The following is an 18,901-nucleotide window of genomic DNA, read 5'->3' on the forward strand; positions in this document are numbered from 1 at the left end:
AAAAATGGGGCCCTTGGGGGTATGGGCCGATGCCGCTACTCGCAGGCCTGACAGCCGCGGAGCGGCCAGCCAAATCGGATTTTGGATACAATTGCTTTGGTGGGCCTAGTTGAAGATTTCCGGCCGGGCAGCAAGACTGAGTCGGGTGCGCCGGATGTGGCCGCGCACCAGGCCAGCTGCTGCATCGTGATCCTTCCGGACTATGCTGTCGACAATCAGCCGGTGCTCGGCATCAGTAGCCCATTGCCGGTCCAGGTCCAGGCCTTGCGCAAAGGCTCGCCGGTAGTGCTGGGTCGAGTTCCAGAACCGCTGCACAAGGTCGTGCAGGAGGCCAAACTCCGCTCCGGCGTAGGTCAGCAGATGGAACTCTCGGTCCACGCGAAGAAATGTCTCGACGTTGGTGGCCGCGGCAATCTCGTCTGCCAGTTCACGCAGTCTTTGGATTTGGCTGTCGCTCAGGTTGTCAATGCTTTCCCTGATGGCCAGAGACTCAACCTGCTCCCGGAGCTTGTAGGTCTGGTCGAATTCGAAGGCATCCAGTTTGGATACCCACGCCCCGGCGTTTGGAACAATCGTGACAAGACCTTCAGCCTCAAGAAGCTTCAGCCCTTCCCTGACAGGGATGCGGCTGGCGCTAAAGCGTTCAGCGAGTTCCTCCTGCCCGATTCTTTCCCCTGGTCGCAGCTTCCCTTCTAGGATGTCCTGTCGGAGTTCGTGTGCTATCCGCCGGCCTGTTGCCCCGGCAGCCTTCTCGTCCTGCATGCGCCCTCTTCCACATTTGATTTTCTGACCTGTCAACCCAGTATGGACGGTCGTGGATGGCCGGCGAGGGCGAACACGGCCTGGTGGGGCCAAGGCCCCCACGTTGCGAGGAGTAGTGGGGGCCTTGGCGGCTCTGGGGTGATGCCCGGAGTGTTCTGCGCAGGACCTCACGGGGTGAGGAGGGCGGCCGGCGCACGCTAACCCGCGTGGGGATCGGCGATGCCGATGTATTGGGTGTAGAGGTATTCTTCGATGCCTTCGAGGCCGCCTTCCCGTCCCAGGCCGGATTGCTTGACGCCGCCAAATGGGGCCGCCGCATTGGAAATAACGCCGGCATTTAGGCCGAGCATGCCGGTCTCCAGCCGCTCCCCCATCCGGATGCCTCGGTTCAGGTCGCGGGTGAAGACATAGGCGACGAGCCCGTACTCACTGTTGTTGGCCAGGCGGACGGCGTCTTCTTCGGTGGTGAAGGTGATGATCGGGGCGACCGGGCCAAAGATTTCCTCCGACAGGATCCGGGTGCCTTCGTTCACGCCGGTAAGAATGGTGGGCTGGTAGAAGTAACCGGGTCCATCCACGGCGCTCCCGCCGACGACGGCCTTTGCCCCGGCGGCCACTGCGTCGGTGACGAGTTCGTGGACCTTCTCCCGACTCGTGGCGTCGATCAGCGGACCGATCTTGGACTCCGGCTCGGTGCCTCGGGCGGTGGTCATGTCCTTCATTTTGGTGGCGAACTTTTGAGCGAATTCCTCCGCGACGGATTCGTGGACGATGAAGCGGTTGGCAGCGGTGCAGGCCTCGCCCATGTTCCGCAGTTTGGCAAGCATCGCCCCTGTTACGGCGGCGTCCAGGTCGGCGTCCTCGAAGACCACGAAGGGTGCGTTGCCGCCGAGCTCCATCGAGGTGCGCAGCACGTTCTCGGAGGCGTCGGCGAGCAGGCGGCGGCCCACTTCGGTGGAGCCTGTGAAGGACAGCTTGCGGAGTCGCGGGTCCTTGATCAGCGGGCCGGTGGTGGCGCCGGCGCTGGTGGAAGCGATGACGTTCAGGACGCCGGCGGGCAGGCCGGCTTCCTGCATGACGGCCGCGAACAGCTGGGAGGTCAGCGGCGTCAGTTTGGCCGGCTTGAGGATCATGGTGCAGCCGGCAGCGACAGCGGGGGCGATCTTGCGGGTGGCCATGGCAAGGGGAAAGTTCCAGGGGGTAATCAGCAGGCAGGGCCCTACCGGCTTTTTTGTGACCAAAAGGCGGGATTTTCCGTCCGGGGAGACCGAGTAGCGGCCGAACGTTCGGACGGCTTCCTCAGAGAACCAGCGCAGGAATTCTGCTGCGTAGATGACTTCGCCGCGGGCTTCGGCAAGCGGCTTGCCCATCTCCATTGTCATGAGCAAAGCGAAGTCCTCAGCCCGCTCGGTGACCAGATCAAAGGCCCGCCGCAGTATTTCGCCCCTTTCACGGGGCGGGACCTTCGCCCAGGACTCCTGGGCGGCTGCGGCTGCGTTCAGCGCCGCTTTCCCGTCCTCAGCGGTGGCGTCGGAGATGCTCATCAGCACTTTGCCCGTGGCGGGGTCTTCGACGTCGAAGGTCTTGCCTGAGGTGGCAGGACGCCACTGCCCATTGATGAGGAGGCCCGTTGGGACAGAGTCCAGGACCTCTAGTTCCTTAACTGCGGGAATAGACATTGTTTTCCATTCGGTGAGGCGTTCGGTTTTTTCTGCGATCACATCGCAAGCTTGAAACACTGGTTGGAGCGAGGCGTGGTGGTCCCCGGAAGCCTTAGTAGGCTTTTATCCGTTGTTCGACGACAAGGTGGATGAGGGCGAACACCCGGTCTTCATCGATGGCTTTTAGTGCTGCCTCGATGGCGGCGGGGATATCGGCATCGCGGTCGACTTTGATGCCGTAGCCGCCGAAGGCCTGGGCCATGAGTGCGAATTCCGGGTTTTTCAGCTGGGTGCCGGAGACCCGTTCCGGGTAGTGCCGTTCCTGGTGGGTGCGGATGGTGCCGTATTCCTGGTTGTCCATAACGATCACCAGGGGAGTTGCACCGTACTGGGCCGCGGTGGCAAGTTCCTGGCCGTTCATGAGGAATTCGCCGTCACCGGCGATAGTCACCACCCGCCTGCCCGGGTACTCCAACGACGCTGCGATAGCAGACGGCACCGAGTATCCCATGGAGCCGTTGCGGGCGCTGATCATGGAGGCGTAGCGCTGGGTGGGGAAGTAGCGGTGTGCCCAGTTGGTGTGCTCACCGGCGCCGAGGGTGATGATAGCGTCGCGGGGCAGTGTGGGAACCAGGTTGGCCATCAGGGTGTTCATCCTGGCCTGTCCCTCGCCCGGAGTTGCCTCGGGGAGGGCCGCAAAGGATTCCTGTTCCGCGCGCATGCGGGCGGTCCAGCTCGTCCACTCCGCTTTGACGGGCAGTTCAAGCTTTGCCAGGTCACGGATAAACACGTCCGGTTTGGCGACAATCTGGTAGGAGACTGGGCCGGAGCGGCCCCGGAGGGACGAGTCAATGGTGACGAGGAAGTTCTTCTTGTTCCAGTCCTGGCGACACAGGAACCCGTCCGTGATCACGTCCCCGGGGACAGTACCAACAAAGACGAGCAGGTCGGTTTCTTCGAGAAGGTCGTACGTGGGGCGGGGCCGGCCGTAGCCGATTGGGCCAACGTAGGACGGGGAGTCGAAGGGCACGGTTCCTTGGGTGCGCCATTCCGCGGCGGCGGGGATGTGGTGCTTTTCCAGCCAGCGGGTGAGCTGGTCTGCGCCTTGCTGGGTCCAGTCGTTTCCGCCCGTGACGAACAGCGGTTTGCTTGATGTGGCCAGGGCGTCGGCCAGCGCGGCGGAGTCTACTGTGGTCATCCCGCCGGTGGCTACCGGGATAGGGGGATGCAGCTCGGCGGGGACTTGCTGACGGATGACATCCTCAGGCAGGCCGACGACCACGGGGCCGGGGCGTCCGCTCATCGCTGCGAACAGGGCTTCTGCGACGATTTCGGAGGCACGCTCGGCGTGGTCCAGGACCATGACGCGTTTGGCTCCGGTGTCGAACCAGGCTTTGATATCGAATTCCTGGAACGCCTCGCGGTCCCGGTGGGCGAAGGGGATGAGTCCGACGAACAGCACCATGGGCGTCGAGTCCTGCCAGGCGGTGTGAAGGCCGACGTGAGCGTTGGCTGCGCCGGGACCACGTGTGACCATTGCTATGCCGGGCAGTTGGTTCATCTTCCCGTCGGCTTCGGCCATGTAGGTTGCCCCGCCCTCATGGCGGCACACGATGGTCTCAATGGGTGAGTCGTGCAGCCCGTCCAGGACGTCGAGGAAGCTTTCCCCTGGGACCACGTGGGCGCGCCGGACTCCGTGTGCAACGAGTGAGTCGACAATGACGTGTCCTGCTGACTTGATTCCGTTTGCTGCTGCTACCGGCCGTTGGGTGGGTGTTTCAGTGCTCGTCTGCGTCATCGGGTGCGTGCCGCTCTGTCAGCAAGCTCTTCCCCTGCTCTGATGTATGTTTGCTCTCCGGCGCAAATGGTCGTTGTTGGGGGAGTGGGGGATGATAACTTCATTGTTCTTCCTTCTTTACTTGGCTCTGGTTCGGCAAGCGGAGCATGGTGGGCGCTGTCCGGCTTAATGAACGACGGCCACCATGAGCTGTGTTAGCCCTCGGGATCGTGGCTGCGTTGGAATATGTCTGGGCGTGCTGCCAGCTTCAGGCGGGTTCTCCTTATGTGTGCGCGGATAAGATTTCCCGCGGTTTCGTGGTCTTTTCTTACGATGCTGTCCACGATGAGGTGGTGTTCGGCGTCTGTTGCCCATTGCTGTTCGCGCTGGAGTTCCTGCGCGAAGATGCGCCGGTAATGCACTGTGGAATTCCAGCACCGGTGGACGAGGTCGTGCAGGAGGGGAAATGAGGCGCCGGCGTAAGTGGACAGGTGAAAATCCTGGTCAAGCCGCATGAAGGTCTCCGCGTCGGAGGCTTTGGTGATGTCGTCGGCGAGCCGTTGGAGTCGATCAATTTGTGATGGCGTCAAGCCATCAATGCTTTCGCGGAGAACCAGGCTTTCCACCTGTTCGCGCAACTTATAGATCTGGTCGAATTCGAAGGCGTCCAACCTGGCAACCCAGGCGCCGCTGTTGGGGACGATGGTAACGAGCCCTTCCGCTTCAAGGATCTTCAGGCCCTCCCTCACGGGAATCCTGCTGGCGTCAAAGCGTTCGGCCAGCACTTCTTGCCCAATGCGCTCACCCGGGGCGAGGAGGCCTTGGAGGATGTCCGCGCGTAGCTGTTCGGCGATGTTCCTGCCGGTTCTCCCTGCCGTGCGGGTCGTTTCCATTGGTTCCCTTTTTCGCTTCCGAAATTTGTGTGCCTGGTCAGGTCAGCGGGTGGTGCCTGTCCTCGGCAAGGAATCCTGGTTCCCTGCCGAGGGCTCACGTGATCGCGTTGATGCGGCCTTTGTTCAGCCCATGGGCGCATGATGTGAGCCCGGCAGTTAGTGCCGCTGTGTGCCCAGTACTCGCCTGCTGAGGGTGCTGAGGGCAACGGCGGCAATCAGGATTCCGCCCTGGGACAGGAACTGGACGAATGATGGTGCGCCCAAGATTGATAGTCCGTTGGTGGTGACCGTGACGATGAGGACGCCGACGAACGTTCCGAAGATGTGGAACTCTCCGTCGCGGATGACTGATGCCCCGAGGAAGACGGCCGCGAAGGCGCTGAGCAGAAAGCCGTCTCCCGCTGTTACCTGGCCGCTGCCGATACGGGCCGAGAGAATGATGCCGGCAACACCTGCGCAAAGGCTTGCAAGTACAAAGGCAGTGATGGTCACCCGGCTTACCCTCACACCGGCCATCTGGGACGCAAGGGTATTGGACCCTACTGCCTGCACGTGGTGACCGAGCATCGTCCGGTTAAGAATGACCCAGAGAACCGCAAGGATGACCACCATGTAGATGATGGGCATCGGGATTCCGAGCAGCCGAGCCCGTGCGATATCAGTGAAGCCGCTTCCGCCGCCAACTGTCACGGGAACACCGTTGGAGTACCAGAAGTTGATGCCTATCAGGATAGTTGAGGTCGCCAGCGTTGCGACGATCGAGCTCATTCTCAAGTACATGACGAGGAAGCCGTTGAAGAGGCCGACAATGCATGAGACGGCCAACGTGATCGCGATTGCAGCGTAGCTGGGCAGCCCGCTGAATTGCATGAGGCCAACGGTGAGAATGCCTGAGAGGCTGATCATGTTGGCGAAGCTCAGGTCGAACTGGCCGACTACAAGGACGAAAGTTACGCCGCCGGCAATGATCGCCAGCAGTGCGCCCTGGTTGAGGATATTGATCAGGTTTCGCTGGGACAGGAATGCATCCGGGCTGGCCATCCCGAAACCAATGATCATCAGCACGAGCACGGCCAGGGTGCCGTAGCGGGCCGCGAAGGTCCACGCGCGGTGCTGGGCGGACAGGCCGGATTTGCTCTTGCGGGGCGTCATCGTTGACGCCTTTTCTGGTGTTGCGGTAGTCACGGATTCTCTCCTAGTTGGGCTCATGAGTAGCAGCGGTGGAGCATGTCGGCGACCGTAACGGAGTCTCCTTCGAGCTCGGCCACGGTCTTGCCTCCGGAGAGGACGACGACACGATCGCATTCCAGGAGTTCTTCGAACTCGGAGGAGATGACGATGACAGAAGTGCCGCTGGCTGCTATTTCACGGATGCGATCGTAAATGTCCGCTTTGGCGCCGACGTCGACTCCGCGGGTTGGTTCGTCCAGGATCAGGATGTCCGGGTTTAATGCCATCCACCGACCGATAACGACCTTTTGCTGGTTCCCGCCGCTCAAGGCACTGACAGGTTGCCGTGTTCCACCTTCACGCAATACAACTCCAAGCCGCTGGCACATCTGGGTGGCAACGGATTTCGACTTTCGCATCGAAGTGAAGGGCGTTCCGGCCATACTTGTGCTCTTCCAGTTCGAGACATGAAGGTTGCTCTCGATCGGCAGGTTGAGGAACAGGGCTTCGGCCCGGCGTTCTTCAGGGACGTAAGTGACGGAGTGGGCAATAGCATCCTGTACGGACTTGGGAGCATAGGGACGGCCCTTATAGGTCATCCGTCCGCCGTCGGGTCGGTCGGCTCCGTAGATAAGCCGTGCAAGTTCAGTACGCCCCGACCCGACGAGTCCTGCGATGCCCAGCAGTTCGCCCTTATGCAACTCCAGCGTGGCGTTCCTCACCGCAGTTCCAGCGCTAACGTCTTCAAGGGACAGCACAACGGGTGCGGCCTTTGAGTTCGAAGAATGGTCTTTGCGTTCTCCGGGGACGACGCTGTGCCCCACAATGGCGTCAACGATGGCAGGGCGGGTTACCTCCTCCTTGGACAGCTGGAGGACAACTTGACCATCCCTGAAGGCGGTGACGCGATCACACACGGAAGTCACTTCATCGAGCCTGTGGCTAATGAACAGGATTGCCACACCCTCGGCTGCCAGTGCTTTGGCAACGCTCATCAGGCGGGCTGCTTCCTCTTCACCCAAAGACGCAGTTGGCTCATCCATTGCGATCAACCGGCAGTCGTTGGCCAAGGCACGGGCAATGCTGACCAGCCACTGCTGGTGCACCGTGAGTTGTCCGACGGGTTTCTCGAGACTGAAGTCAATGCCGATTCTTTTAGCTACGGCACGGACATGCTCAGGTACGCCGGCGAAGCTCCTGAATCGAAGAGCACTGCCTTTGTCGCTTCCGAGAACGATGTTTTGCGCCCCAGTGAAGTTCGATACAAGGTTCAGTTCCTGGTGGATGAAAGCGAAACCTAGAGCTGCGGCCGCTGCAGGGTTCCGGATATGAACGGGCTCCCCTTCGACCAGAATGTGCCCTTCATCTGGCTGCTCAAGTCCCGCTAAACTCCGGACCAGGGTTGACTTACCAGCGCCATTCGCCCCGACCAGGCCGTGGATTTCGCCGCGGTGAAAGGAGACGTCTACTCCTCGAAGGGCGCGTATGGCGCCGTACTCCTTGGCAAGTCCCCGCACCTCAAGCAACGGCGGACCGGCAGTTGATGTTGTGTCCATTGTTTGCCTGATTCGCTAGGACTTGAAATTCGGGTGGGCGGCCAGGAACTGATCAACGGTAGTGGAGTCAACAAGGACAATATCGCCGCCGACTTCCTTGGGCTCGTCCTTGCCACCGTTATTCAGATCAGAAACGATCATCTTCATCAATTCCTCACCCTGCTTCGCACCATCGATCCATAGCGTCGCGGTCAGCTTCCCGTCCTTCACCAACTTGATGGCTTCCTTGGTCCCATTCAGTCCATAAGACTTGATGTCGGTGCGTCCGAGCTGATCCAACCCGGCAACAACTCCAGTGGCAGGGTCGTCAAAGCAGGACCAGATAGCCAGCGGGGCGCCGCCTGCCGGGTGTGCAGCGGCCCACGCCAATGTCGCGTCGAGAGCGGAGTTAACTGCACCGGGAATCGTGATCTGCTGCTTGTTCATTTTGATTGGTGTGCTGGCAACTGCCTTGTCCAGGGATTGCTCCCTGTGCTGGCAGATACGACCCGGGGGATAGGTAAGGGCAAGCAGATCGCCCTTCCCACCAAGGTCCTTGACGACACGTGCGGCTAGATCGTCACCCAAGCCGGTTTCGGAGGCGAACTTGACACCGTCAGCCAGACCACCGCCCCACGTGGCGACGGTCACGCCCGCTTCTTTGGCAGAGGCAATGCCGGCACCCATGGCATCCGAGGGGAAAACGGTGGTGATGATGGCGCTGGCACCCCTCGTGACCAGGTTGGTCATTGCGGAGTTTGCGGCATCAACTGAGCCCTTAGCGTCCACGGTGATGGTCTTCCACCCCTGCGACTCTGCGTACTTGGCGGCACCTTCCAGGGCCCCATTAGAAAATACGTCATCGCCGCTGAACTGGACCAGGCCAACAGTTTTCGTTCCGCCGTCCTGGCCTGCCGCCGGCGCAGAGTCGGATGCATCACCGGAAGTGCAGGCGGTGAGGGCAAGCAAAGTGATGCCCGCTGTTGCGATTGCTCGCGTAAAGAGATTCGTTTTCACGAGGTTCCTTTCGGATGTAGCTGTCAGGGGAGCTCGCGGGTCAAAGGAAGAGGCGCCGCTCCTGGGCTTAGCGGGTGCAAGAACTCCGTGCCATCTCCAGGGCTTCGTTGTCCACTGGAATCGGTGCAGTGATGCAGACCACATGCATAAAGCGTAAGGCGAGATTGGATACATTACAAGATGTTTGTGCGGTAAATACTAGGCAATGTGGGCTAGTGTTGCCATGATCGTATCCAAAGTCTAGTATTTGTGATGTGAAACACTCGGCTTAGGCTTGAGAGCCTAAGGGTGCTCTTCGAATTCCCAGCGACGGGATTCGGAGGACCCCTGGCCCCAACACAAAGAAGGACTGAAACACCCGGAGTGGCCGATGGCGGCCAAATCGGGCCAGTCCGACCGGAATCAAGGAGACATGATGACTGAAACACTTTCTGGAAAATGGTGGGAGCTGCTGGGCGAGGAGTTGAACACCGACGCGCGGTGGTCAGAAGCCGCCAAGTGGTTCGAAGCCCGTATTGAATTCCGACACGAGAACGGTGCTGCCTCACTGGATGTGCGCGGTGGCAAGGTCGCCGGCGTTACGGACGGCCCCTCGGCCAGGGGTGCTGACATCATCGTCACCGCTCCGCGCGCCGAGTGGGACCGGGTAGCCAGCGGGCAAACGGACTGGTACAGGGGAACTTCGCCAGGGCTGGGGGAAATCACCCTCAGCGGTGACACAGTTCTCGCAATGAGAAACATCAAGGTCATGTGGCTGCTGCTTGAGGCCATGAAACGGGTGGGCAACGGACCAAGCCCCCGTCCGGAGCCTTCACCGGCACCGCGTCCGTCCGGTAAGGAAATCGTTGGACGGTACATCGACGTCAACGGCATCCGCACCTACTACGAGGAAGCCGGCGAAGGCCCCGCGATTATTTGCTTCCATGCTGCGAGTCAGGACAGCCTGATGTACCGCCATGTGCTGGAGGGGCTCTCTGATGAATACCGGGTCATCGCTGTGGACGCCCCAGGCCACTGCAAAACCCTGGTGCCCGAGGGCGGACCTTTCGAAAGCCTCACCCGTCACGCGGAATTCAACGAAGCACTGATCGAAGCACTAGGTCTGGAAAAGCCCGTTGTCGTGGGCTGTTCCATGGCCGGCAACATGGTTCTTGAACTAGGCGCACGCCGGCCTGACGGCTACTCCGCGATTATTTCCTCTGAGGGCGCTGACTACACCCCAACAGTGTCCGGGTTCTTCCTGGACATGCTCAAAGTTGACGGCCAGCAGATCCTCGAATGCTGGTCCCAGTCCCTCACCGGCGACCGGACGCCCGCAGACCGGGCAGAAGAAGTCGTGTGGCAGATCCAGCGCAACACCGCCAAAGTCGCCGCTGCCGACCTTACCGGCTACGCAGGCTTCGACGTCCGGGACCAAATGCACAAGGTCACGGCTCCGGTTCTCCTGCTCGCAGGTGACGCCGACTGGCTGGTTTATCCCGATCAGGTCAACTCCACGCAGTCGCACATCAAGGGCAGCGAAATCGCTGTACTTGCCGGCACAGGGCACTACCCGATGATCGAGAACCCCTACGAATACAACGAAGCCATTCGCTCCTTCCTTCATAAGAACGGCTACAAGTAGAAAACATGTGCCCTGAACCTGCGGGCGGGAGTCGACCCGCCCGCAGGGTATTCTGTGATGCCGTAGAGCCCATACAGGTCGCATTTCCGCAGGACTCCCATTGGCCCGCGAGTACATGCCGGTTCCTTTGGCGACGGTAATCAGCGTTGACTTCTGCGGGCCTCTGAGCGGAAAGAAAGCCACATGAACGAGTTCATCGATAACTGGTCCGAACTCGAATCCAGCAATGTAGTGCGCCTGTATCGGAAGGGTGAACTGGTAGCCTCCGGAAGCGTCGACGGCGTCATGCCGGATGGTTCCGCCCTGTGGCTGGTCCAGAACACGTTTTTCGGCCGTGCACTGTTCCTGAAGTCCGACGGCATCAACGCCGTCCGTGTCACACAACAGGAATGACCCAGCACTCGGCACTAGCTGTCAGCCGGTGGAGCCTGTGTTCGAGCAAGCTGTCCTCACTGCACCCGTGGCGTGAGGACAGCTTGCTTGATCCTCGCGCTTCCTCGCTTCCCCGGAATGATGTCCACATCAAAAGAAAAGGACACACATGGCCTTTCCCCAAATGCGCCCCCGCAGACTCCGCAGCACACCTGCCTTGAGGCGCCTCGTGGCCGAGCAGCGGCTTGGAGGCTCTGAACTGATCCTTCCAGCCTTCATACGCGAGGACCTTACCGAACCCTGCCCTATCGGTTCCATGCCCGGAGTAGTGCAACACACTGCAGATTCTCTCAAGCGAGTAGCCGCGCAGGCAGCGGAACAGGGACTTGGCGGCATAATGCTCTTTGGCATCCCCGCCGACCGCGACCCCACCGGCTCAGCTGCCCTTGAGCCCGCGGGAGTTTTGAATGCAGCAATCCGTGACGTGCGCTCAGAGGTGGGGGATGACCTCGTCATAATGAGTGACTTGTGCCTGGATGAGTTCACCGATCATGGACACTGCGGCCTGCTGGACACGAGCGGGCAGGTCGACAACGACAAAACACTTGATATCTACGGCAGGATGGCCGTTGCCCAAGCGGACGCCGGAGCCCACGTGGTTGCCCCTTCCGGCATGATGGACGGCGGTGCCGGGGCCGTTCGGAGGGCACTTGAAAGTGCGGGACACAAGAACACCGTCGTGATGTCCTACGCTGCAAAGTACGCCTCAGCGTTCTATGGCCCTTTCAGGGAGGCAGTTGATTCACAGCTTGCCGGGGACCGGCGAACCTACCAAATGGACTTCCGGAATCGCCGGGAAGCGCTAACCGAGGTCAGGCTCGATGTGGAGGAAGGCGCTGACATCGTCATCGTCAAACCCGCAATGAGTTACTTGGACATCTTGGCGGACGTTGCCGCAACAAGTCCTGTTCCTGTCGCCGCGTACCAGGTCTCTGGAGAGTACTCCATGGTCGAAGCCGCTGCGGCGAACGGGTGGATTGACCGCCGCCCGGCCATCATGGAGTCGTTACTGGGAATAAAACGAGCGGGCGCTGACATGGTCATCACCTACTGGGCATCGGAAGCCGCAGCCTGGCTTAAGGACGCCACATGAGGCTTTCCGCCATCCGTGTCTGGTCTTCGAAATCTTCGCACCTGCTGGACCGGACCCGAAAGGCGGAGGAGTTCGCCCGGCAGTCGGGAGTGGGTGCGGCCCTGAGTCTCGGCTCGGCGTCCAACTGCATGTCTTGCGGGCACCCCGTGCCGTCAGCTAGTGAGATGGCCTGGGCCTCAATCGGATTCACCATAGGCATCTTGCCCATTGTCTGGGACTGTGGCTGGAAGAGGAACGAAGGGGAACCGTGCGGGTGCCCGGATGCCTCTCACCGGCACTAACGTAGGGGCCGTCCACTTCTGCCTGCCGGACACACGCCGCCAAACCTGGGGTAACGACAGTGCCTACTTGGGCTTTGCACTTGGCTGGGCTTTCCGTGAGCAGTGTGCGTTATTGGGAAATGCTTAGCGGTGCGCGCTATTTGTCAGACAGACGGCCCACCAGCGCCCAGCAATCGCCCAACTCGTCAGCCCGCCCATGAGTGGGTCGGGCTGACGAAATGGGGTCCTAATAAAAGGCCGTGCAGCCAGGGTGCAGGCGGGTCAAGCGCACCGGAGCAGCGCCGCACAAGTTGTCCCTATCGGGCGGGCAGTGCCTCGAGCAGGAATCTGGCGGCGTCATCGAGGGCTTTTCGTCCTTCGGGGAGCTGGTCCTGGTGCATGTGCCAGACGTGGAACATTTCGGGCCAGACGTCGAGGCTGACTCGTACGCGGTTCTCGGCCAGGTGCCCGGCGAGGCGGACTGCGTCGCTAAGCATGAGTTCGTTCTCGCCTATTGTCACCAGGATTGGGGGCAGGCCCCGTACGTCGGCGAAGACCGGGGATGCGTCCGGGTCGTTGGGCAGTGCCCCGCCCAGGAAGGACCGGGCCAGCAGGTCAAGGACCGCTTTGCTGTTCAGCGGGTCAAGGCCTTCCCGGTTGGTCATCGACGCGCCTGTATGTTCCAGGTTTGCCCACGGTGACAGGGCCACCCCGGCCGCCGGAAGCGGCAGCCCCTGGTTCCGGGCCTTGATCATCACTGTGATGGTCATGGCGCCGCCGGCGGAATCACCGGCGACCATGAGGCGCTCGGGGTCCTGACCCTGATCCAGCAGCCAGCGGTAGGCGTCGACGACATCGTTGATGGGCGTAGGGAAGGGGTATTCCGGGGCTAGCCGGTAATGCGGCAGGAACACCCGGGCCTTCAGGCGCAGGGCGAAATTTCCGGCAAGCCCGTGGTAGCCTGCCGGGCTGCCGACGATGTAAGCACCTCCGTGGATGTAGAAGAGTGCGCGGTTGTCCTCCACGGTCTCGGGCGTCACCACGATTCCTGGCACCCCTCCCATGTCCACCTCCTCGATGGAGACCCCTTCCGGGGTCGGATGGGCGGCAAGCATCTCGTCGTATGAGGTGCGCAATTCATCAAGGGTTGTGTCCGACGGTTCCCCCCGCAGCAAGGGAGGAAGGGCGGCCAGGCTGGAGCTCCAGTTCTGGACGGCGGCGGAAACCTCTGTGGTGATGGGCATGATCGTTCCTTTCGAAGGGGGGATTTAAGTTGTACCACGCATATCGTAAAATTGCGATATTACGATATTGCGGTAACCTTGGGGAGTGACTACTAATGAGGATTCCGGGATCCAACTCCGGCAGGATGAGCTGCTTGCGGCCCTGCGCGCACTCTCCAACCCGCACAGACTTTCGATCCTGCAGTGGTTGCGGGACCCCGTGATGCACTTTGAAGAACAAAAAGTCGACGCCACTCGCTACGGGGTGTGCGTCTCGAGCATCCGGAAGCGTTGCGAGGTTTCACAGTCCACTGCCTCGCAGTTCATGGCCACCCTCTCAGACGCCGGCCTCGTGCAGACCACCCGGATCGGACAGTGGACGTACTTCGCCCGCAATGAGGACGCCATCGCCCGTTTCCGGTCCTCTGTGGCCTCCGACCTTTAAGCCTCCCCACCCCTCTCGCCACAACTCCTTAGGAGCACCATGCCGGCGGACAGCCAGACAGCAGACCTCTCGCCCCTCTTCGCGCCCTTCGACATCGGCCCGCTGAACCTCCGAAACCGGTTCGTCATGGCCCCCATGACCCGCGAATTCTCGCCCAACGGAGTCCCGGGACCCGACGTCGCGGCCTACTACTCCCGCCGGGCCGCTGCCGGAGTGGGACTGATCATCACCGAGGGCACCTACATCGACCACCCTGCCGCGGGCGACTCAGGCGATGTGCCGCAGCTCTTCGGCGATGCGGCCCTTGATGGCTGGCGCTCGGTCGTGGACGGCGTCCACGCTGCAGGCGGCGCGATCATCCCGCAGCTATGGCACCGGGGCGGACGGCGCTCACCAGGAACCGGGCCGAACCCGGAGGTGCCCAGCATTTCGCCATCCGGCGTCTCCTACGGCAAGATCCCCGCCGCCCGCGCGGCTTCCTTGGGCGACATCGAGGAGATTGTTGCCTCTTACGCCCGGGCTGCCGGGACGGCCCAGGCTCTGGGTTTTGACGGAATCGAGCTGCACGGAGCGCACGGCTACCTCATCGACCAGTTCCTTTGGGAACGCACCAATCAGCGCACCGATGCCTATGGCGGGGACCCCGCCGGCCGTGCACGTTTTGCCGTGGAGGTCGTCATGGCCTGCCGGGAAGCCACCGGTCCGGACTTCCCGGTTAGCTTCCGCCTCTCCAACTGGAAAGCCGGCGATTACAGCGCCGTGCTCGCCCCGACAGCGAAACAACTCGGGGCGCTTCTGCACCCCATCGCGGAGGCGGGAGTGGACGTCTTCCATGTCTCCACCCGCCGATTCTTCGAGCCAGCCTTTGAGGGTTCGCCGCTCACGTTGGCCGGGTCGGTCCGAAAGTTGACCGGAATCTCAACTATCGCCGTCGGATCCGTCGGACTGGACGGTGACCTTTGGACGGCATATACGGACGGTGGCCGGGCGAAGACAACAAGCATGGATGGAATAATCGACCGGTTCTCCGACGATGAGTTCGACCTTGTCGGCGTCGGCCGCGCCCTGCTGTCCGATCCGCAGTGGGTTGCCAAGCTCGAACGCGGCGCCTTCGACGAACTCCACTCCTTCGCCGCCGAAGACCGCCATATTCTGCACTGAATGTTCTCTGGGCCCGAGTGAGTAGCTTTGGCACTCACGGGCCTGGCTTCACTGCTTAAACGTCTAAGATGCCCATATGTCAACTGACGGGCGGGCCTGGGTCAATGAGAGCAATTTGACGACGCGTGTAACGATCCACGAAGTGGCTGCGCGGGTGGGGGTGTCAACAGCATCGGTGTCCTACGCTTTGAGCGGCCGCCCAGGGGTTGGGGCCGAACTTAGGGAAAAGGTTCTCCAGGCCGCCAAGGAATTGGGATACCGGCCGAACAAAGTGGCCCAGCAATTACGCAGGGGCAAGACCGACGCAATCGGCCTGTTGCTGGCGGACATTGCTAACCCGTTTTACGCTGACGTCGCAAGCGGCGTCATCGGAGCGGCCACAAGGGAGGGGTTTGAAGTATTTGTGTCCCACGTGGGCGTCGACGGTGAACGTCAGGCTGATGCTGCCGGCGCCCAACTGGACCGCAACTCCGCAGGGCTCCTGTTCACCTCGGTGGCCGCGCGGGACCTCCCACTTCTACACCGGCTGATCAACGGCGGCGTTCCATTCGTGCAACTCCACCGTTCACTCGACGGAGTTGCTGCTGATTCAGTTGCCATCGACAACACCGCTGCTGCCAGAGAGATCGGCGTTCATCTGGCACTGTCAGGACAAGGTAATATCGCCATTCTCGGCGGGCCGGAAGTATCCAGCGTTTCGCGGAACCGGGTTAGAGGCTTCCGCGAAGGCGCAGCTTCGGGCAAAGCCCAAATTGTCAACGTTGAAGGAACCTGGGGTGCACTTACCCGGGAATCAGGGGCTCGGCGTGCCGCTGAGCTGTTCAGAACTCACCCACACGTAGACAGTATCTTGTGCGGTAACGACCTGATCGCCCTTGGCGTCCTTGATGTTTGCGAGGAGCTGGGCAAAACGGTACCCAATGACGTAGCGGTTGCCGGTTTCGACGACTTGAGCTTCTCCAGTGCCGGACCCTTGAAGCTGACATCGGTAGAAGTTCCGCGCGCATTAATGGGGCGCCGGGGGTTCGAGCTGCTCCACCGGCGAATCGGCGGCTGGGACGCCCCACCGGTCCAGGAGATACTCCCACACCAGCTGAAGATCAGGGCCACCACGCGAAGTTAGCTGACGCTCTTTCCCCTCCACCAGGCTCTGTTAGCCAAACACCCCTTGCCAAATTACTCTCCGGACGGCACCATTGACCTAATCGTTTAAGTTCCTCGGTAAAAGCCAATGCGAAAACTTAAACGTTTAGGTCCGGCAGCGGAGGACTGAGCAGTGACTGATCTTCAAAGGAGAAGAATGAACTCTGACATATCGGGTGACACCCTGACCCCGGCCGTTTTACCAGCCAGGACCCGTCCAGCCACCTCCATGGCTGCGCTGAGCAAAACCAGTTCTACCCCTGGAGACGTACAGGTGCGCCCACGGCCGGTCCCGCATCCGGGTAACGGCGAACTTCTGGTTCAGACCCTGGCGTGCGGGTTGTGCGGAAGCGACGTACACGCTTGGCGCCAGGACACCGGGTATGAGTGGGTTAAGGCCCCGGTCACACTCGGCCATGAGGCCGTTGGGAGGGTAGTTGCCTGCGGACCAAGCGTCTCTGAGGAGTGGATCGGCAGACTCGTCGTCCCCATCGCGATCGATGGATGTGGTGACTGCACCCTGTGCACGGGTGGGGACCGGCAGTTATGCCGCAGCCGCAGCGTCCTGGGCCTTTCATTCGATGGTTGCGCAAGTGAATACTTTTCCATCCCCGTTCACAGGGCAATCCCGACGGACAGCACGTTGCCTGCGGCAACTCTCGCTTTGACCGAGCCCCTCTCCGTGGCATTTCACGCTGTGAAGCGCCTGGAAGCGGCGGTGGACACGTGTTTCACGATCGTCGTCAGCGGACCGGGTCCGATCGGACTCATGGGGGCGTTGCTGTTGAGTGACCACGGTTACCGTGTGCTACTTATGGGCGCTCCGCGCGATGAAGACCAGCGGCTTCCGCTTGCGCGGTCACTTGGTCTCGACACCGTGTTGGCCGGAGAAACCCTCCCGGCAGATGTCGGTGGTTGGCTGGAAGCATCCGGCGCACCGCCGGCGCTGGAAACCGCAATCTCAACGGTTCGTCCAAGCGGAGCCATTGTTGTGGCGGGTCTGTTTCCGGCAGTCCCCGCTGTGGATGTAAATATCCTGGCGCGCAATGAGATCCGGTTGCTCGGCAGCTACGGCTCAGTGGCGCATGACTACCGTGCCGCGCTGTCCGTACTTGAATCCGCCCCGGAGAGGTGGAAATCGCTGGTTACCACGGTCCCTCTATCAGATGGCACACGTGCGTTACGGACAGCAGCCGAAGCCGGCGCCGTCAAGGTTGTACTCATTCCCTGAATCTCTTTATTACCGCCTCACACAGAGGTCTGCCCTCTACATAATCAAGGAAAAACAATGTCCCCTTCAAAGGTCAAGGCCACCGGCAACGCTGCCGGAACCCGCCCGAAGAACTCCATTCGCAAGGTTGTGTTTGCCAGCCTGATCGGTACTGCCATCGAGTGGTACGACTTCTTCCTATATGGATCCGCCGCTGCCCTCGTTTTCGGCCCCTTGTTCTTTCCCAGCGAGGAACCGGCGACAGGGGTTCTCCTGGCGTTCGGCACCTACGCCGTCGGCTTTGTTGCCCGTCCAGTCGGAGGCATCATCTTCGGCCACTATGGTGACAGGGTCAGTCGCAAGAAGATGCTGGTTATCAGCCTGCTGCTGATGGGAGCCGCGACATTCGCCATCGGCCTACTGCCCACTTACGGGACCATTGGCTTTGCCGCTCCTCTGCTGCTGGTCTTCTGCCGCCTTCTGCAGGGCTTCGCCGTAGGAGGCGAATGGGGCGGGGCAGTGCTCATGGCGGCCGAACACGGCGATGACCGTCATCGCGGCTTCTGGTCCTCCTGGGTCCAAGCCGGCGTTCCGTTGGGCAACCTTCTTTCCGCCATCGTGCTCTGGATCCTGGCCGCCGTACAGTCTGATGCGGACTTCAACTCCTGGGGCTGGCGGGTTCCATTCCTGTTGAGCGCAGCCCTGGTCCTCACTGGCCTGTGGGTCCGAATGAGTATTGAAGAATCCCCCGTGTTTGCCGAAGCCAAGGAGCAGCAGCAGGCGGCAGGAAAAACCAGGGCGCCCATCCTGGAAGTGCTGCTCAAATACCCCAAGGAAGTTGCGGTCGCGATGGGAATGCGGCTGGCCGAAAACATTGCTTATTACGTGTTTACGATCGTGGTCATCACGTACATGGTGACGTACCAAGGCATGAGGAAAGACGCGGCTATCGCCGGTGTCTTGGTCGGCTCAGTATGCCAGTTCATACTTACCCCTTTGGTCGGGGCCTTGTCAGACAGGGTTGGCCGCCGACCCCTATATCTGATCGGTGCCGCCGGCACCGGCCTCTGGGGCTTCGCCTTCTTTCCACTGGTAGACACGCACAACGACGGGCTGATCATGCTGGCGATCGTCGTAGGCCTTGTTTGCACCACGCTGATGTATGCACCCCAGGCCGCGTTTTTCTCCGAGCTCTTCGGCACCTCGGTACGCTACAGCGGCGCCTCACTCGGCTACCAGCTGGCCTCCGTCTTTGCCGGCGGACTGGCACCGCTGATCTCTGTGGCCCTGCTGGGCAGCGTGGACCAAAAGAACACACTTGGAGTCAGTATCTACCTTGCCATCGCTGCGGCGATCACCTTTATCGCCGCCCTCGTCGCACGGGAAACCTCCGGCTCCTCGCTCCGGCATGACCGGGTCACCCAGCAGGAATCCGCCAACTGACCCCACCGGTCCAAGTCTCGGGCACATCACATTACTGCGGAGGGGCGGCCCT

At 61.1% G+C, this 18,901-nt stretch carries 16 protein-coding genes; 8 read left to right on the forward strand and 8 right to left on the reverse strand.

All coding sequences use genetic code 11. The features are described 5' to 3' along the window. Positions 1-105: 105 nt before the first annotated feature. The 7 genes from EYS21_RS13725 to EYS21_RS13755 all read right to left on the reverse strand — a co-directional run bounded on the left by EYS21_RS13725 (position 106) and on the right by EYS21_RS13755 (position 8,815). Positions 106-798: a GntR family transcriptional regulator gene (locus EYS21_RS13725; RefSeq protein WP_207307770.1), complete on the reverse strand. Its 693-nt coding sequence runs from the start codon at positions 796-798 to the stop codon at positions 106-108. Positions 799-959: 161 nt separating this feature from the next. Further along, positions 960-2,441 (reverse strand): NAD-dependent succinate-semialdehyde dehydrogenase, encoded by a 1,482-nt coding sequence (locus tag EYS21_RS13730; protein WP_131133760.1) that lies wholly within the window; start codon positions 2,439-2,441, stop codon positions 960-962. Positions 2,442-2,535: 94 nt separating this feature from the next. Next, on the reverse strand, positions 2,536-4,221 hold the full coding sequence (locus EYS21_RS13735; RefSeq protein ID WP_131133761.1) for a thiamine pyrophosphate-dependent enzyme: 1,686 nt from the start codon (positions 4,219-4,221) through the stop codon (positions 2,536-2,538). Positions 4,222-4,415: 194 nt separating this feature from the next. Continuing rightward, complete coding sequence (locus EYS21_RS13740; RefSeq protein WP_131133762.1) at positions 4,416-5,093, reverse strand: GntR family transcriptional regulator; 678 nt, start codon at positions 5,091-5,093, stop codon at positions 4,416-4,418. 156 nt (positions 5,094-5,249) lie between these two features. Beyond that, positions 5,250-6,278 (reverse strand): ABC transporter permease, encoded by a 1,029-nt coding sequence (locus tag EYS21_RS13745; RefSeq protein WP_165478318.1) that lies wholly within the window; start codon positions 6,276-6,278, stop codon positions 5,250-5,252. A gap of 20 nt (positions 6,279-6,298) precedes the next feature. Beyond that, entirely contained in the window at positions 6,299-7,819 is a 1,521-nt protein-coding gene (locus EYS21_RS13750) for a sugar ABC transporter ATP-binding protein (protein WP_131133764.1), read from the reverse strand. 15 nt (positions 7,820-7,834) lie between these two features. Then, positions 7,835-8,815 (reverse strand): sugar ABC transporter substrate-binding protein, encoded by a 981-nt coding sequence (locus tag EYS21_RS13755; protein WP_165478319.1) that lies wholly within the window; start codon positions 8,813-8,815, stop codon positions 7,835-7,837. 415 nt (positions 8,816-9,230) lie between these two features. Here EYS21_RS13755 and EYS21_RS13760 point away from each other — a divergent pair, with 415 nt between their 5' ends. The 3 genes from EYS21_RS13760 (at position 9,231) to hemB (ending at position 11,964) form a co-directional block, all read left to right on the forward strand. Further along, the gene (locus EYS21_RS13760; RefSeq protein WP_131133766.1) at positions 9,231-10,439 is read left to right on the forward strand and encodes an alpha/beta fold hydrolase; all 1,209 of its coding nucleotides are present in this window, start codon (positions 9,231-9,233) and stop codon (positions 10,437-10,439) included. 183 nt (positions 10,440-10,622) lie between these two features. Further along, complete coding sequence (locus EYS21_RS13765) at positions 10,623-10,832, forward strand: hypothetical protein (protein ID WP_131133767.1); 210 nt, start codon at positions 10,623-10,625, stop codon at positions 10,830-10,832. Between the two features lie 148 nt (positions 10,833-10,980). Then, positions 10,981-11,964: a porphobilinogen synthase gene (hemB, locus tag EYS21_RS13770; protein WP_131133768.1), complete on the forward strand. Its 984-nt coding sequence runs from the start codon at positions 10,981-10,983 to the stop codon at positions 11,962-11,964. Positions 11,965-12,541: 577 nt separating this feature from the next. Here hemB and EYS21_RS13775 read toward each other — a convergent pair. Beyond that, complete coding sequence (locus tag EYS21_RS13775; RefSeq protein ID WP_131133769.1) at positions 12,542-13,468, reverse strand: alpha/beta hydrolase; 927 nt, start codon at positions 13,466-13,468, stop codon at positions 12,542-12,544. Positions 13,469-13,553: 85 nt separating this feature from the next. Between EYS21_RS13775 and EYS21_RS13780 the strand changes: the two genes are divergently transcribed. From EYS21_RS13780 to EYS21_RS13800, 5 genes are all read left to right on the forward strand, one after another. Next, positions 13,554-13,892, forward strand: a complete 339-nt coding sequence (locus EYS21_RS13780) for a helix-turn-helix domain-containing protein (protein WP_242633426.1) — start codon at positions 13,554-13,556, stop codon at positions 13,890-13,892. 39 nt (positions 13,893-13,931) lie between these two features. Next, positions 13,932-15,053 (forward strand): NADH:flavin oxidoreductase, encoded by a 1,122-nt coding sequence (locus EYS21_RS13785; protein WP_131133770.1) that lies wholly within the window; start codon positions 13,932-13,934, stop codon positions 15,051-15,053. 76 nt (positions 15,054-15,129) lie between these two features. Beyond that, the gene (locus EYS21_RS13790) at positions 15,130-16,176 is read left to right on the forward strand and encodes a LacI family DNA-binding transcriptional regulator (RefSeq protein ID WP_131133771.1); all 1,047 of its coding nucleotides are present in this window, start codon (positions 15,130-15,132) and stop codon (positions 16,174-16,176) included. 684 nt (positions 16,177-16,860) lie between these two features. Next, positions 16,861-17,427 (forward strand): zinc-binding dehydrogenase, encoded by a 567-nt coding sequence (locus tag EYS21_RS23755; RefSeq protein ID WP_242633427.1) that lies wholly within the window; start codon positions 16,861-16,863, stop codon positions 17,425-17,427. Between the two features lie 57 nt (positions 17,428-17,484). Further along, complete coding sequence (locus EYS21_RS13800; protein ID WP_131133772.1) at positions 17,485-18,849, forward strand: MFS transporter; 1,365 nt, start codon at positions 17,485-17,487, stop codon at positions 18,847-18,849. The last annotated feature ends 52 nt before the right edge of the window (positions 18,850-18,901 follow it).

Source organism: Arthrobacter sp. S39, assembly GCF_004320525.1.
Lineage (GTDB): Bacteria > Actinomycetota > Actinomycetes > Actinomycetales > Micrococcaceae > Arthrobacter.